The organism is Rhodococcus sp. IEGM 1351, assembly GCF_030056875.1.
Taxonomy (GTDB): Bacteria; Actinomycetota; Actinomycetes; order Mycobacteriales; family Mycobacteriaceae; genus Rhodococcus_F; species Rhodococcus_F opacus.
Window position 1 is genome coordinate 45,688 of the sequence record NZ_JASHKU010000003.1, and the last position, 13,458, is coordinate 59,145.

The 13,458-nt window shown below is 67.8% G+C and carries 14 protein-coding genes; 8 read left to right on the forward strand and 6 right to left on the reverse strand.

Going from position 1 to position 13,458, the window contains the following annotated elements; translation table 11 throughout:
• Position 1: 1 nt before the first annotated feature.
• Positions 2-589: a phosphoribosylanthranilate isomerase gene (locus QM806_RS06185; protein ID WP_005571426.1), complete on the reverse strand. Its 588-nt coding sequence runs from the start codon at positions 587-589 to the stop codon at positions 2-4.
• 67 nt (positions 590-656) lie between these two features.
• On the opposite strand from QM806_RS06185, the gene QM806_RS06190 reads away from it, so the two are divergent.
• The 5 genes from QM806_RS06190 (at position 657) to QM806_RS06210 (ending at position 4,864) form a co-directional block, all read left to right on the forward strand.
• Complete coding sequence (locus QM806_RS06190; RefSeq protein WP_005571427.1) at positions 657-1,961, forward strand: alpha/beta hydrolase; 1,305 nt, start codon at positions 657-659, stop codon at positions 1,959-1,961.
• A 27-nt stretch (positions 1,962-1,988) separates the two neighbouring features.
• Positions 1,989-2,714 (forward strand): ABC transporter substrate-binding protein, encoded by a 726-nt coding sequence (locus tag QM806_RS06195; RefSeq protein WP_005571429.1) that lies wholly within the window; start codon positions 1,989-1,991, stop codon positions 2,712-2,714.
• Positions 2,711-3,121, forward strand: a complete 411-nt coding sequence (locus tag QM806_RS06200; RefSeq protein ID WP_005571431.1) for a cupin domain-containing protein — start codon at positions 2,711-2,713, stop codon at positions 3,119-3,121. Before QM806_RS06195 ends, QM806_RS06200 begins: the two co-directional genes overlap by 4 nt.
• A gap of 56 nt (positions 3,122-3,177) precedes the next feature.
• The gene (locus tag QM806_RS06205) at positions 3,178-4,416 is read left to right on the forward strand and encodes an acyl-CoA dehydrogenase family protein (protein ID WP_005571433.1); all 1,239 of its coding nucleotides are present in this window, start codon (positions 3,178-3,180) and stop codon (positions 4,414-4,416) included.
• A 70-nt stretch (positions 4,417-4,486) separates the two neighbouring features.
• The gene (locus QM806_RS06210) at positions 4,487-4,864 is read left to right on the forward strand and encodes a VOC family protein (RefSeq protein WP_005263638.1); all 378 of its coding nucleotides are present in this window, start codon (positions 4,487-4,489) and stop codon (positions 4,862-4,864) included.
• A 3-nt stretch (positions 4,865-4,867) separates the two neighbouring features.
• Here the strand turns inward: QM806_RS06210 and QM806_RS06215 are convergent, their stop codons facing one another.
• The 3 genes from QM806_RS06215 to QM806_RS06225 are packed head-to-tail and all read right to left on the reverse strand — an operon-like array spanning position 4,868 to position 7,116.
• Positions 4,868-5,671, reverse strand: coding sequence for an alpha/beta fold hydrolase (locus tag QM806_RS06215; RefSeq protein WP_283290974.1), 804 nt, complete (start codon positions 5,669-5,671; stop codon positions 4,868-4,870).
• 3 nt (positions 5,672-5,674) lie between these two features.
• Complete coding sequence (locus QM806_RS06220; RefSeq protein ID WP_054247417.1) at positions 5,675-6,688, reverse strand: aldo/keto reductase; 1,014 nt, start codon at positions 6,686-6,688, stop codon at positions 5,675-5,677.
• Positions 6,685-7,116, reverse strand: coding sequence for a MerR family transcriptional regulator (locus QM806_RS06225; protein WP_005569188.1), 432 nt, complete (start codon positions 7,114-7,116; stop codon positions 6,685-6,687). Before QM806_RS06225 ends, QM806_RS06220 begins: the two co-directional genes overlap by 4 nt.
• 139 nt (positions 7,117-7,255) lie before the next feature.
• Between QM806_RS06225 and QM806_RS06230 the strand changes: the two genes are divergently transcribed.
• Positions 7,256-8,680, forward strand: a complete 1,425-nt coding sequence (locus QM806_RS06230) for a purine-cytosine permease family protein (protein ID WP_269591436.1) — start codon at positions 7,256-7,258, stop codon at positions 8,678-8,680.
• On the opposite strand, the gene QM806_RS06235 is transcribed toward QM806_RS06230, so the two are convergent.
• Positions 8,645-10,174, reverse strand: a complete 1,530-nt coding sequence (locus QM806_RS06235; RefSeq protein ID WP_054247419.1) for a PucR family transcriptional regulator — start codon at positions 10,172-10,174, stop codon at positions 8,645-8,647. The genes QM806_RS06230 and QM806_RS06235 overlap by 36 nt on opposite strands.
• Positions 10,175-10,278: 104 nt before the next feature.
• Between QM806_RS06235 and QM806_RS06240 the strand changes: the two genes are divergently transcribed.
• Together QM806_RS06240 and QM806_RS06245 are read left to right on the forward strand one after the other, a co-directional pair.
• Positions 10,279-10,758, forward strand: coding sequence for a nucleoside deaminase (locus QM806_RS06240; protein WP_052024015.1), 480 nt, complete (start codon positions 10,279-10,281; stop codon positions 10,756-10,758).
• On the forward strand, positions 10,755-11,711 hold the full coding sequence (locus QM806_RS06245; protein ID WP_283290758.1) for an isopenicillin N synthase family dioxygenase: 957 nt from the start codon (positions 10,755-10,757) through the stop codon (positions 11,709-11,711). Before QM806_RS06240 ends, QM806_RS06245 begins: the two co-directional genes overlap by 4 nt.
• Before the next feature lie 32 nt (positions 11,712-11,743).
• Here QM806_RS06245 and QM806_RS06250 read toward each other — a convergent pair whose 3' ends face one another.
• Positions 11,744-13,342 carry an ABC-F family ATP-binding cassette domain-containing protein gene (locus QM806_RS06250; protein ID WP_005569197.1) on the reverse strand — a complete coding sequence of 533 codons (1,599 nt, stop codon included), beginning with the start codon at positions 13,340-13,342 and terminating at the stop codon, positions 11,744-11,746.
• Positions 13,343-13,458: the final 116 nt, after the last annotated feature.

Genomic DNA, 13,458 nt, shown 5'->3' on the forward strand with positions numbered 1-13,458 from the left:
CTCAGTCGCCGGATCGGACGGCGGCGACGAACTGCTCGATCAGCGCCGCATCCTTCACACCACGCGAGGATTCGACACCGCTCGACACGTCGACACCCCACGCGCCGGTCGCGTCGACGGCAGCCCGCACGTTGCCCGGATGAAGTCCGCCGGCCAGGATCCACTCGCCGTCGGGTCGGCTCTGGTTCGCCCAGTCCCAGGGCACGCCTGCCCCGGCGGTCGCTCCGTCGACCAGGATGCGGTCGGCGCCGAAATCGCCCGACGTGTCACCGGCGACCACGGCACGGATCACGCCGAGCCCCGCCTCCCGCAACCGGGCCACGTCGTCGGCGGACTTCAGGTCGTGCATCTGAACGGTTCCGAGACCTGCGGTGGCGGCGACCTCGATCACCTCCGACACGGGACTCCCCTTGAACACGCCCACCGCGACGGTGTGACCGGTGACCCGGCGGACCAGCGGCGCGGCGTCCTCGGGGGAGATCCGGCGGACGCTGTCGGCGAACACGAACCCCACGGCGTCGACGCCGAGTCGCACGGCCAGATCGACGGAGGCCACGTCTCGCAGACCGCACACCTTGATGAATGTCACCCGCGCAATTTTACCGGTCGTTCCGAGTCGCCGACGTAGTGCGGGTTCGCGCTCTAGGCTTCGTGACGTGGAATGGCTCAGCGACCTCAGCGTGATCTCAGGGCCTCTGCCCTGGATCCTCACGGTGATCGGTGTGCTCGGCGGCGTGTGGCTGCTCGCCGCCCGCGCACCCTGGTACCCCAGGAAAGCGATTCCGATCTGCCTGGCCGTGTCGGTGGTGGTCACCGTCGTCCTGTACGTGATGGTCGAGAAGGTGCTCCGGCCGTTCCCAGATCCCATCGAGATTTCCATCTACGTGTGGATCGGTCTGGGGCTCTTCGCGATCGTCCTGCTCGTGCCGAGGATCCGCGCCGGCCGGACGGTGAAAGCCGCCGTCGTGTCGGTTCTCGCGGTATTCGCCGTCCTTCTCGCGTCCGCGACGCAGATCAACCTGGTGTTCGATGCCTATCCCACGGTGGGCACGGCATTCGGGGCGGAGCCGTTCGACCGGGTTCAGATGAACGACCTCGGCAGCACCACCGAGACCGTGGTGACGGGAACGCCTCTCGACGCGTCGTGGACCGCCCCGCCCGGAATGCCGAGCGAGGGGCGGGTCCTGACGGCGGGCGTTCCCGGGACGGCGTCGGGTTTCGCCGCCCGCGACGCCGAGATCTACCTCCCGCCCGCCTACTTCGCCAACCCACGCCCCCTGTTGCCGGTGCTCGTGATGCTGGCCGGTCAGCCCGGTTCGCCGGAGGACTGGTTCGCCGGAGGCAAGCTCGCCACCACGATGAACGAGTTCGCCGCGAAGCACGGGGGACTGGCCCCGATCGTGGTGGTGGCGGACGGCACCGGCTCGCAGATCGCGAACCCCCTGTGTGTCGATTCGAAGCTGGGCAACGTGGCCACGTATCTGGCGAAGGACGTTCCGTCCTGGGTGAAGTCGAACCTGCAGGTCAACCCGGACCCCAAGGCGTGGGCGATCGGCGGCCTCTCCTACGGCGGCACCTGTTCGCTCCAGATGGCCACCAACTATCCCGACGTGTACCCGACGTTCCTCGACATCTCGGGTCAGGAAGAACCCACGCTCGGCGACCACCAGCGCACCCTCGACGACGGATTCGGCGGTGACGAGGCGGCGTTCAAGCGGGTCAACCCGCTCGATCTGATGGCGTCGAAGCAGTACCCGGATTCGGCCGGGGTCTTCGTGATCGGCAGTGACGACGACGCATACAAGCCGGGTGCCCAGAAGGTCTATCAGGCCGCGAAGGACGCGGGCATGGACGTGCAGTACGTGGAAGTGCCGGGCGGGCACAGCTTCGCGGTGTGGTCTGCGGGACTGGAGAAGGAATTGCCTTGGCTGGCACAGCGGTTGGGGCTGATCGGCTCGTAGGTACTCGTCACGGCGGAGAGGGATGGCATGACGGCGGCAGCGCGGGTACTGCGGGTGGGTTCGGCGTTGCCCGACCCGCCGTTCGAATTCCGGGACGGTGGGGCTCCGGCGGGTTTCGATGTCGAGTTCACGCGGGCGGTCGCGCAGGTGCTCGGCGTCGAATGGTCGCTCGTCCCGTACCGGGGCACCGACTTCAACGGCATTTTCGACGCGCTGACGGACGGTGAATTCGACTGCATCGCCTCGGGAACCACCGTGACGCCGGAGCGGCGGGGGCGCGCGGATTTCTGCGCTCCGTACCTCGTGTCGGGTCAGTCCCTCGCCGTCGACACGTCGCGGCATCCCGGAGTGCGCGGGGTGGACGATCTGGGTGGTCTGACCGTCGGTGTCCAGCACGGCAACACCAGTCAGCCGATCGTGGAGAGGCTGGTCGCGGAGGGCCGCGCGGGTGCGATCCGGGTGTACGCCTACGACCGGATCGGCCAAGCCCTCGACGACCTGTCCTCGGGCGGGTGCGATGCCGTCATGAAACTCGCGCCGGTCCTCACCTGGCTCGTCCGGGACCGCCCGCACGTGGAAGTGGTCGAACGGGGAATCTCCCGCGAGGAGATCGCCGTCGCCGTCCGCACGGGTGATCACGCGCTGCGCGAAGGCATCGAGTCGGCGCAGCGCACCCTGGCCGCGGACGGCACCCTCGACCGGCTGAGGTCGAAGTGGCTCGGGATCGGTGAAACGAAAGGTGGCTCGGCATGATTCGATGTGTGCGGCTGTGGACCGGGGCGGACGATGCATCCCACGTCGAGTTGGGTTTCCTCGCCATGGACCCGGGGCGGAACGGCGATCTCTGCACCGCGGGTGTGGACGTGACCCACGTCAGCTTCGAGGAGACGACTTCGGGCGGATCCTTCGACTGGCACACCGCGCCGGTGCGGCAACTCGTGCTGACCCTCAGCGGCACCCTCGACTTCCGGACCCGCAACGGTGAGCAGTTCCGCCTCCGTGAGGGCGACGTCCTGCTGGCCGAGGACACCGCCGGGAGCGGGCACGAGTGGACGCTCGTCGGGACGGACCCGTGGCGTCGCGCGTACGTGGTGCTGGCCGAAGGGGCTCCGGTGCCGTTCCGAACGGGTGCGCCGTCCGGCACACCTGTCCAAGAATAGGAACGTGTTCTATATTTGCGGCAACCGTTTGTCTCTCAGTGACTGGAGTGCCCGGCATGTATGAGTGGTCAGATACCGACCTGATGTTCCGCGACGCGATCCGCGGCTTCATCGACAAGGAGATTCGACCGCACGTCGACAAGTTGGAGACCGGCGAGCTGCCTCCGTTCGACATCATCCGCAAACTCTTCGCCACCTTCGGCCTGGACGAGATGGCTCGTGACGCGCTGACGAAGTCGCTGGACCGCGAGCGAAGTGGGGACGCCGCGTCCGGCGCGAAGGAGGAGAAGTCCGGCGGCCTCGGCGGTGCGGGCAGCATGGGCGTCATCATGAACGCCGAACTGGCCGGCGTCAGCCTCGGACTCGTCGCCTCGCTCGGGGTCAGCCTCGGGCTGGCGGCGGGCACCATCCGCAGTCGCGGGACGCTGGCGCAGAAGGAGCGCTGGCTACCCGGACTGGTCACGTTCGAGAAGGTCGGAGCCTGGGCCATCACCGAGCCCGACTCCGGCTCGGACGCGTTCGGCGGCATGAAGTCGTACGTGCGCCGCGACGGCGACGACTACATCCTCAACGGGCAGAAGACGTTCATCACCAACGGCCCCTACGCCGACGTCATCATCGTCTACGCGAAGCTCGACGAGGGAGACTCGTCCGTCGACCGCCGGGACCGGAAGGTTCTCGCGTTCGTCCTCGACGCGGGCATGGAGGGGCTCACCCAGGGTGCGCCGTTCAAGAAGATGGGCATGAACTCCTCACCCACCGGGGAACTGTTCTTCGACAACGTGCGCCTCACCCGCGACCGTCTGCTCGGCGAGACCGAGGACGGCGGCAAGTCCGACGGCAAGTCGAGCGCGAAGGAGAGTTTCGCGGCCGAACGGATCGGCATCGCGTCGCTGTCGCTGGGCATCATCAACGAGTGTCACCGGCTGTGCGTCGACTACGCCAAGTCCCGAAAGTTGTGGGGTAAGGAGATCGCCCAGTTCCAGCTCATCCAGCTCAAGCTCGCGGAGATGGAAATCGCCCGCATCAACGTGCAGAACATGGTCTTCAACGCCATCGAGCGCACCGCGGCGGGCGATCAGGTGAGCCTCGCGGAGGCGTCGGCGATGAAGCTCTACTCCTCGCGGGCGGCTACGGAGGTGGCGATGGAGGCGGTGCAGTTGTTCGGCGGCAACGGCTACATGGCCGAGTACCGGGTCGAGCAACTCGCGCGCGACGCGAAGTCGCTGATGATCTACGCAGGCAGCAACGAGATCCAGGTGACGCACATCGCGAAGGGTCTGCTGGCGATGTGATGACGTGCCCTCGGGAACAAATGTCGTACGGTGTACGTTAGTGGGGTGTCGTCAACGAAAGGACACCACCGTGAAGGTCACCGCGAGCGCACTGTCGCTGAACGTCGCAGACCCCAGTGCGTCGGCCGAGTTCGCCAAGTCCCACCTGGGCTTCGTCGAGGAGATGGCCGCAGAGGGCTTCGTGTCACTGAAGCGCGCGGACGTCGGCTTCAATCTGGTCTTCCTGAAGACCGGACTGGAGACGTTCAAGCCAGCGCGGATTGCCGGTGACGCCGGCCAGGGGTTGCTGATCGCGCTCGTCGTCGACGGTATCGACGGTGAATACGAGCGACTGCAGGCGGAGGGCGTCCCGATCGTGACGCCCATCGAAACCGAGCCCTGGGGCGAACGCTACTTCCAGATGAGCGACCCCAACGGGGTGATCATCCAGCTGGTCGAATGGATGTAGGGGTCACACCGAGGCGAGGAACGGCTCGACGGCCGCGAGCACCTCGGTGCTCGCGGCCACCGTCGTCGAGTGGTCGAACCCGGGCAGGACCGTCAGCGACGCACCGGGAATCAGTGCCGCCACCCGCTGGGTGTCGCCGATCCGCTCGGAGTCGTTCGAACCGACGAACAGCAGGGTGGGGACGGCGATCCCGCGCAGGACGTCGTCGTCCACACCCGGCTCCACACCGGAACGCCGCATGTACGCGGCGAGTGCCTTCGCGTCGTTCGCTATGAACGCCGCCCGGGTGCCGGCGTCGATCGGCCACGCGCGCCGGGCATTCCACTGCCCCAGGAACGCATCCATGCCGTCCCGCTCGAGGACGTCGATGCAGCCCGGGAAGAACAGGCGGTCGAACGCGCCGGCCTGCGGTCGGCTGCTGCCGCCGCCGACGATCAGGCTCTCCAGTCGTTCGGGCGCCCCGACCGCCAACGCCAGCGCGACCCGGCCGCCGAGCGAGTACCCGAGAACATGTGCGCTGGGAAGGTCCAGGTGGTCGAGGACCGCCAGGACGTCGCCGCTGACCAGATCCATCGCGTACGCGTCCTCGTCGTGCGGCTTGTCGCTGCGCCCGTGGCCCCGCAGATCGACCAGGATCAGCCGGTACCGGTCACGCAGCGCGGCGACGTAGCCGAAACCCCGCCAGATCGCGTGGGAGAGCGCCGTGCCGTGAAGGAGAACGAGCGGCTCACCGTCGCCGACGGTCTTGTACGCGATCCGGACACCGTCGACGGGATTGGTAGCGTGCTGCACCCGCCCAGTCTGCATCACTCAGAAGTCGCGGCCCTCCGACACCCACTGCAGATCCTCCGAACGCGCACCCTCCACATGCTCCCCGGCCGAGTTCAGCACCGCAAGCTGCGCCGCATCGAGTTCGATACCGAGAGCACCGGCGTTCTCCGTCACCCGTTCCGCACTGCGGGTTCCGGGGATGGGTACGACCGGAAGTCCGAACGCGCGGCCTTGCGCGTAGAGCCACGCCAGCGCAACCTGTGCGGGCGTGGCACCCAGGTCGCCTGCGACCGAATTCACCGCGTCCACCACGCCGAGATTCCGCTGCAGCGTGCCCGCCGCGAACCGGGGGAGGGTCCGGCGGAAGTCGTTGGGCGCCAAGGTGTCGACGCCGGTGACGGTCCCGGTGAGGAACCCCCGGCCGAGCGGCGAGTAGGGGACGAACCCGACACCCAGTGCGGCCGCCGCCGGCACGACCCGCGCCTCGACGTCGCGGCTCCAGATGCTCCACTCCGACTGGACTGCCGTGATGGGATGCACCGCGTGCGCGGACGCCAGCTCCCCGGCCGTCACCTCCGACAGTCCGAGGTGTCGCACCTTGCCCGCCGCCACCAGTTCGGCCATCGCACCGACGGTGTCCTCGATCGGAACCGACGGGTCGGGGCGGTGCAGGTAGTAGAGGTCGATCGTGCCGATGCCGAGTCGGCGCAGGCTGGCGTCCACCGCCTCGTGGACGTAGGCGCGGTCGCCGCGGGTCGAGGCGCCGCCCTCGCTCCGCTTCCTCGGATCCCCCACAATCCCGAACTTGGTTGCCAGCGTGACTTCCTCGCGCCGGTCCCTCAGTAACTGCGCGATCAACCGCTCGTTGTCGCCGGCCCCGTACACGTCGGCGGTGTCGAGGAAACTCACTCCGAGATCCACCGCGTGATGCAGTGTCGAGAGCGCCTTCCCCGGTTCCACCCCGCCGTAGACGGGTGTGAGAGCCATTCCTCCGAAACCCATGTCGGAGACGGTGAGCGCGTCACCCAGGGTTGTCGTACCGATGTCGGTCATGCTTCTCCTCGTCGTTGTCGGGCAGGGTCTTCGTCGGTCCCTGCGATGAGGGCACGGTAGTGATCCACCTTGGTGTCGAGTGCCGCCAGGGCGTCGTCGAGCCTCGCCTGCTGGGCGAGGATGCGTTCGCGATGCGCGAGCAGCAGCGCCAACCGCCGCTCGTGGGTCTCGGCGCCCCCGGTCAGCAGCACCGCGAAACGCTGCATGTCACTGGTCGGCATGCCCGTGGTCCGCAGTTTCACCAGCAGTTCGATGAGCCGCACGTCCCGCTCGCTGTAGCGGCGACGACGGTCCGAACCCCGCGCGATCCTGGGAATCATCCCCTCGCGCTCATACCAGCGAAGGGTGTCCTGCGTGAGGCCCGTGATGGCCGAGACCTCCGAGATGCTCGCGAACGCTCCGGGCGACTGCTCCAACTGGGTGGCCATGACTGAACAGTACGACCTGGAGTGCACTCCAACGCAAGACCCGGGGCGACTGCGTCCCGTCGATCTGTCCGCCCCGAGCGCACGTTTGACGGACACATTGTCGGTTGTCGGCGCCGGCCTGGGCGAACACAGTGCTTCTATGGCAATTACCGAGGGCACCACCAGCGATGCGACCGCTGCCGAACGCGAGTACGGCGACCGCGTCCTGGCCGTCGAACCGGGCGGAAACGAGTTCATTCCGCACGAGGTCCGCCACGGAACTCCACGCCAACTCTTCTGGACGTGGATGTCGCCGAACCTCGAGTTCGCCACGATCTTCATCGGCGTCCTGTCCGTGTCGGTGTTCGGGATGACGTTCTGGCAGGCGACGCTCGGGCTCGTCCTCGGGACGGGTCTCGGGGCTGCCGCGCATTACGTTCTGTCCGCGCGCGGTCCCCTGCACGGCGTTCCGCAGATGGTGCTCGGACGCCTCGGCTTCGGGTATTGGGGCAACGCCCTTCCGTCGGCGTTCATGTCGATCATGTGCGGCGTCGGCTGGTTCGCCACCAACAGCGTCAGCGGCGCGTTCGCACTCAACACGCTGACCGGTCTGGCGCCCCTGCCCTCACTGCTCGTGATCGTCGTCGTCCAGACCGTGTTCGCGTTCTTCGGGCACAACCTGGTCCAGGCGTTCGAGCGTTACGCGTTCCCTGTGCTGGCCGTGATCTTCGCGATCACCGCGGTGGTAATACTCGCGAAGTCGAACCCGGGCGCGCCCGCGGTCGAGGGTGGTGTCGGCGGAATGGGCGGGTTCCTCCTCACCGTCGGAACGGCGTTCGGCTACGCGGCCGGTTGGACGCCGTACGCCGCCGACTACACCCGGTATCTGCCGGCCACCGTGTCGAGGGTCCGCACCGGGCTGTTCGCCTCGGCCGGGCTGTTCGTCTCGTGTGTCGCATTGTCGGTCGTCGGCGCCGCCTCCGTGACGATCGGCGCACCGTCCTCCCACAACCCGACCGACGCGTTCACCGCGAATCTGCCCTCGGCACTGGCGAATCTGACGTTGCTCGCCATTGCACTCGGGGCGGTCGCCGCCAATGCCCTCAACGTGTATTCCGGGTCGATGGCCTTCGTGACCATCGGGCTGAGGTTGCCGCTGAAGACGCAGCGGGCGGTGGTCACCATGATGTTCGGAGTCGTCGGATTCCTCGTGGCGTGGTGGGCGCTCGCCGACGCCGCCGCGAGCTACGAGGCCTTCCTGCTCATCGTCGCCTACTGGATCGGACCGTGGCTGGGCATCATGTTCGCCGACCAGTATCTGCGCCGCGGACAGCGGATCGACAACCTCCTGTACAACCGCGAGTACAGCAACTGGGGTGGTCTGACCGCGTTCGTGATCGCCCTCGTCGGCTCTGTTCTGTTGTTCTCCAATCAGGAGAAGTTCGTCGGCTACGTGGTGCGCGCGGTACCCGAACTCGGCGACATCACGTTCTTCGTCGGCTTCGTGCTGGCCGGAGCGCTGTACCTCGCGATCAACGGTGCGAAGATCTCACGTGGCCAACCTGTTGGCGCACAGGGCAAGTAGCAGCGAACCGTACATCGACGGCGAACCCGGGTCGTATCCGAGGAGGGTCCGGATACGCTCGAGTCGCTGGTACAGCGATTGCCGGCCGAGATGCAGCGCCGACGCCGAACTGGTGGCGCTGCACCCGTGCCGAAGGTGCACCTCCAGGGTACGGACCAGGTCGCTCGAATGGGTTCGATCCCACTCCACCAGCGGCGCAATGGTTGTCGCGACCATCCGCTCCCTGACGTCGGGAGGCAGCCGATCGAGCGCGAGTTCCGGGGCGAGTTCCCGCGTCGTCGTCACTACCCGGCCCGACAGCCACGACCGCCGGGCAGACATCGCGAGGCGCAGTCCCGAGCGGGCGGTGTGCAGCGCGGTGCCGACGTCTCCGGGAGCGAAGTCGCACGGATCGCCGACCACCACCGTCACCCCGTCGGTGATGTTGGACGCCAAAGATTCCTGAAAGCAGTCGACGGCAGTCCCCACCGGGTCGACCACGGGTGCGGGGACCGCGATCAGGCCGAACGTGCTCGCGTGCACCTCCGCACGCAGGCACGGCTGCCCGAGCAGTTTGGCGGCCGAATCCAGCAACCGGGTCGCGATGCGCGAACCCGGCGAATCGATGGCGACCGCGACCACCCGGTTGCCCGGCGCGGGATGGAACCCCGCCGCGGCGGACCGCACGGTGAGGTCGATCTGCCGAACGTCGTTGCGGTCCAGCAAGTCCGACACCAGCGCGGCTGCGGCGCGCTGCGGACGTCCCGCGAGGCTGCCCGAGTAGGTGAGTGCAAGCCCGAGCGACGCCGTCGACCGTTCGAGTAGCGCACGCAACACGGGCGAGTTCATCGTGGAACCCGGCCCGGCCGTCAACGTCCCCCACGCACCGTCCCGCGAATGGATTGTGGCCGTGACGGTTCCGGCGTCGGCTGCTGCCCAGGCCGCGCGGTCGTCGTCGACGCCGTGCGCCGCGACCAGCGCCCCGCTGCCGCTGGTGACGATCAGTGGGCAGCCGCTCGCCTCGCTGATGCGCTCGAGCAACCGGGCCACCCCGTTGCCTGCCATCAGTTCGGCCTCCAGGACGCGGGACAGTTCGTTCTGGGTCCGCAGGGCCGACACCTCCCGGGAGATGATCTCCGTATTGGCGTTCTGGCAGAGTTCGATGAACGGGACCACTGTCCGTAGCGCGATCAGCGGCAGGTCCAGGGCGGCCGCCTCCTCGATCATGTCGCCCGGAACGGCGTCGAACGTCCGGCCCAACTCGATCGCCACGGCCGCCACATTGCGTTCCCCGACCTCGCGGAGATAGTGCCTGCGGGTGCCGGGATCCACACCGGACAGACCCAGCCCGGTGGTCAGCAGCAACTCGTCCCCGGACAGCAGCGGGCTGATCTCGTAGATTTCACTGGAATGTACCCAGCGCACCGTGCGGCCGAGCTGCGACTTCCCGGCCAGAACCTGCGGGTTCGCGCTGAAGAACTGGTTCCGGAGCAACTCGCGCACGGTCAACGACATCGTCGAACCCTCCTCGGGAGGCGGACAGTCTGTACAGGTTAAGGCCCGTTCGTTACCACAGTGTGTCCGTTGTGGTCGCGCCGTCCGAGACGCAAGGTAGAGGCATGTCGATCTCTGTGAACTCTGCGCGGATGGCCCTCGACCCCGAGGAACTGCTGACCGTGGCGATCGCCGAAGCCGAACTCGGCAAACGCGAGGGCGGGATACCGATCGGGGCCGCGCTCTTCGCCGGCGACGGAACCCTGCTGGGCAGCGGCCGCAACCGACGGGTCCAGCACGCCGATCCGTCCGTCCACGGTGAGACGGACGCGTTCCGGGCCGCCGGGCGCCAGCGCGACTACCGCTCGACGATCATGGTGACGACCCTGTCACCGTGCTGGTACTGCAGCGGTCTGGTCCGGCAGTTCAACATCGGCGCGATCGTCGTGGGGGAGAGCGTCACGTTCACCGGCGGCCACGAATGGCTCCGCGAGAACGGCGTGGACGTGACCGTCCTGCGCGATCAACACTGCATCGACCTCATGACCGAATTCATCGAGAACCAGCCCGAACTCTGGAACGAAGACATTGGAGTAGCCGAATGACCCCGATCGCCACCGTCGACATCGCACTCTGGCGGGCGGGCGGACCCTCCGCCGCGGCCGTCGCCCGGGACGTCGACGAGGGACTGCAGCGCGCCGGTTTCCTCCTCGTCCGCGGCCACGGGGTGACGCGCGAACTGGCCGCGGACGTACGGACTGCAGCGCGCCGGTTCTTCGCACTTCCCGAAGAGGTGAAGGCGCGGTACTCGGCGATCGTGGGCGAACGCGGCTGGATCGGGCCCGGGATGGAGGCCAACGGCTATGCCGAGGGCACCGAGACGCCCCCGGACCTCAAGGAGACGTTCGCCGTCGGGGCCGAGACGTGCACCGGGGATCCCCTCGTCGACGACGTGTGGTTCAAGCCCAACGTGTGGCCCGCCGAAGTGGTGGAACTGCGCGCCCTTCTCACCACCTACACCGAGGCGATGCGCCGGCTCTCGGACGACCTCCTCGCCCTGTTCTCGTCGGCACTCGCGCTGCCCGTCAACCCCTTCGACGGGCTCGCGGACCGCCCGACGTGGACGTGCAACATCAACCACTACCCGCCGATGTCGTCGGTGGGGGAGCCTGAGCCGGGCCAGTTCCGCATCGGGCCGCACACCGACTTCGGCACCGTCACCGTCCTGGACCGGGAACCCGGCGCAGGCGGACTCCAGGTGTACACCGACGAAGGCGGCTGGGAGGACGCGCCCTACGACCCCGACGCTGTCACCGTCAACATCGGCGACCTCCTCGAGTACTGGAGCGGCAAGCGCTGGCCGTCGGGCCGGCACCGCGTGCTGCCGCCGCAGGCCGACGCCCCCGAAGAAGACCTGGTGTCGCTCATCTACTTCTACGAACTCAACCACGACGCGCAGGTGACACCTCTGGAACCGCCGATCGGAACCGTGGCTGGGCTCGGGCCCGTCACGTCGGCCGACTTCATCAAGACCCGGCTCGACGCGATCACGCTTTAGGCTCCGCCCGTGCGCCTTTCTGGTAGCCGGGGCTACCGAAAAGGCGCACAAGCCCGAAGGGCCTCGTCGGTCAGTTCCAGCCACCGGGTGACGCCGATGTCGTGGAGGAACTGCCGGTCGTGGCTGACCACGATCAGCGCGCCGCGGTAGCTGCGGAGCGCCTGCGTGAGGTGGGCGAGACTCGGCAGGTCGAGGTTGTTCGTCGGCTCGTCCAGCAACAGCAGCCGCGGGGCGGGTTCGGCCAGCAAGATGGTCGCCAGCGCCGCCCGCAACCGTTCCCCGCCCGACAACGCCGATGCGAGCACGTCGGAATCGTTGCCCCGGAACAGGAACCGGGCCAGCTGCGCGCGGATCTGTTCCTGCGACGCGTGGGGCGCCGCCGCCGCCACGTTCTCGGCGACCGTCAGCGACTCGTCGAACACGTCGAGTCGCTGCGGCAGGGCCTTGAACGGAACCCGCGGTCCCGCGGCCACGACGGCGTCGAGCAGGGTCGTCTTCCCGACGCCGTTGCGTCCGACGAGGGCGATCCGCTCGGGACCGACGACGTCCAGCGACACCTCCTGTCCGCTGAGCAGGCTCACGTCCCGGACGGAGACCACCTCCTGGCCCGAGTGCACCTCCGTGGCCGGGAGGTCGATGCGCACCTCGCGGTCCTCCCGCAGGGCACTCTCCGCTTCCGTCAACGACTCCCGCGCCCCGTCGACTTTCGCGATGTGGTTGTTTCGCAGCTTCCCCGCGGATTCCTGCGCCTGGCGCTTCCGCAGTCCCATCACGATCTTCGGTTCGCGCTTGTTCTCGAACATCTTCTGCCCGTACCGCTTACGACGGTCGATCTTGATGCGGGCCTCGACGAGCTCCCGCTTCTGCTTCTGCACGTCGCTGCGGGCATCGCGCACCGCAGCCCGCGCGGCCTCCTGCTCCGCCTCGACGATCTCCTGGTAGGCACTGAAGTTCCCGCCGAACATGCGGATCTCACCACCGCGCAGCTCCGCGACGGAATTCATGAGATCGAGCAGGTCACGGTCGTGGCTGACCACCAGCAGGGTGCCCGGAAACTGTTGCACCACCTCGTAGAGCTTGCTGCGGGACGCGCTGTCGAGGTTGTTGGTGGGCTCGTCGAGGAGCAGCACCTCCGGTTCCTTCAACAGCTGCGCGGTGAGGCCGAGCAGCACGGTCTCACCGCCGGACAGGGTGCCGACGGTGCGATCCAGATCGGACGTGCTGCCGAGCACGCGTTCGAGACCGAGCCGGTGCAGGGTCGACACCGCCCGCTCCTCGATGTCCCAGCGGCCGGTCGCGGCATCGAAATCCTCGGGTGTGCCGTCGCCGGACTCGATGCGGTGCAACGCCGCCCGGAGGTCGGCGATGCCCAGGATCCGGTCGACCTTCAGTGCGGGATCGAGCGTGATGTCCTGCGGCAGATACGCCACCTCGCCCTGCGCCGTCACCGACCCGCGGTCGGCGTGCAGGCGCCCGGCGATCAGCCGGAGCAGGGTGGATTTACCGGAACCGTTGAGACCGACCACCCCGGTGCGTCCGGGGCCGAAGACGGCGTCGAGGCTGTCGAAGACCGGCTCGCCGTCGGGCCAGGTGAACGTGAGGTCGGACAGGGACAGATATGACTGGGCCATAGGGGACTCCCGAGGTGTGTGCGGATGAAGACTCGCGTGACTACCTCGTCAGGAGCAATGGACCGTTCCCCTCTGTCAGACGCGCCCGGTGCGCATCGGTGCCGTTCACGATAGGA

Coding starts and splice junctions, on each gene's coding strand:
- QM806_RS06250 (WP_005569197.1), bottom strand. CDS start 13,342: ATGGCCCAGTCATATCTGTCCCTGTCCGACCTCACGTTCACCTGGCCC.
- QM806_RS06235 (WP_054247419.1), bottom strand. CDS start 10,174: ATGTCGTTGACCGTGCGCGAGTTGCTCCGGAACCAGTTCTTCAGCGCG.
- QM806_RS06220 (WP_054247417.1), bottom strand. CDS start 6,688: ATGACCGACATCGGTACGACAACCCTGGGTGACGCGCTCACCGTCTCC.
- QM806_RS06245 (WP_283290758.1), top strand. CDS start 10,755: ATGACCCCGATCGCCACCGTCGACATCGCACTCTGGCGGGCGGGCGGA.
- QM806_RS06225 (WP_005569188.1), bottom strand. CDS start 7,116: ATGGCCACCCAGTTGGAGCAGTCGCCCGGAGCGTTCGCGAGCATCTCG.
- QM806_RS06215 (WP_283290974.1), bottom strand. CDS start 5,671: ATGCAGACTGGGCGGGTGCAGCACGCTACCAATCCCGTCGACGGTGTC.
- QM806_RS06240 (WP_052024015.1), top strand. CDS start 10,279: ATGTCGATCTCTGTGAACTCTGCGCGGATGGCCCTCGACCCCGAGGAA.
- QM806_RS06200 (WP_005571431.1), top strand. CDS start 2,711: ATGATTCGATGTGTGCGGCTGTGGACCGGGGCGGACGATGCATCCCAC.
- QM806_RS06230 (WP_269591436.1), top strand. CDS start 7,256: ATGGCAATTACCGAGGGCACCACCAGCGATGCGACCGCTGCCGAACGC.
- QM806_RS06205 (WP_005571433.1), top strand. CDS start 3,178: ATGTATGAGTGGTCAGATACCGACCTGATGTTCCGCGACGCGATCCGC.
- QM806_RS06195 (WP_005571429.1), top strand. CDS start 1,989: ATGACGGCGGCAGCGCGGGTACTGCGGGTGGGTTCGGCGTTGCCCGAC.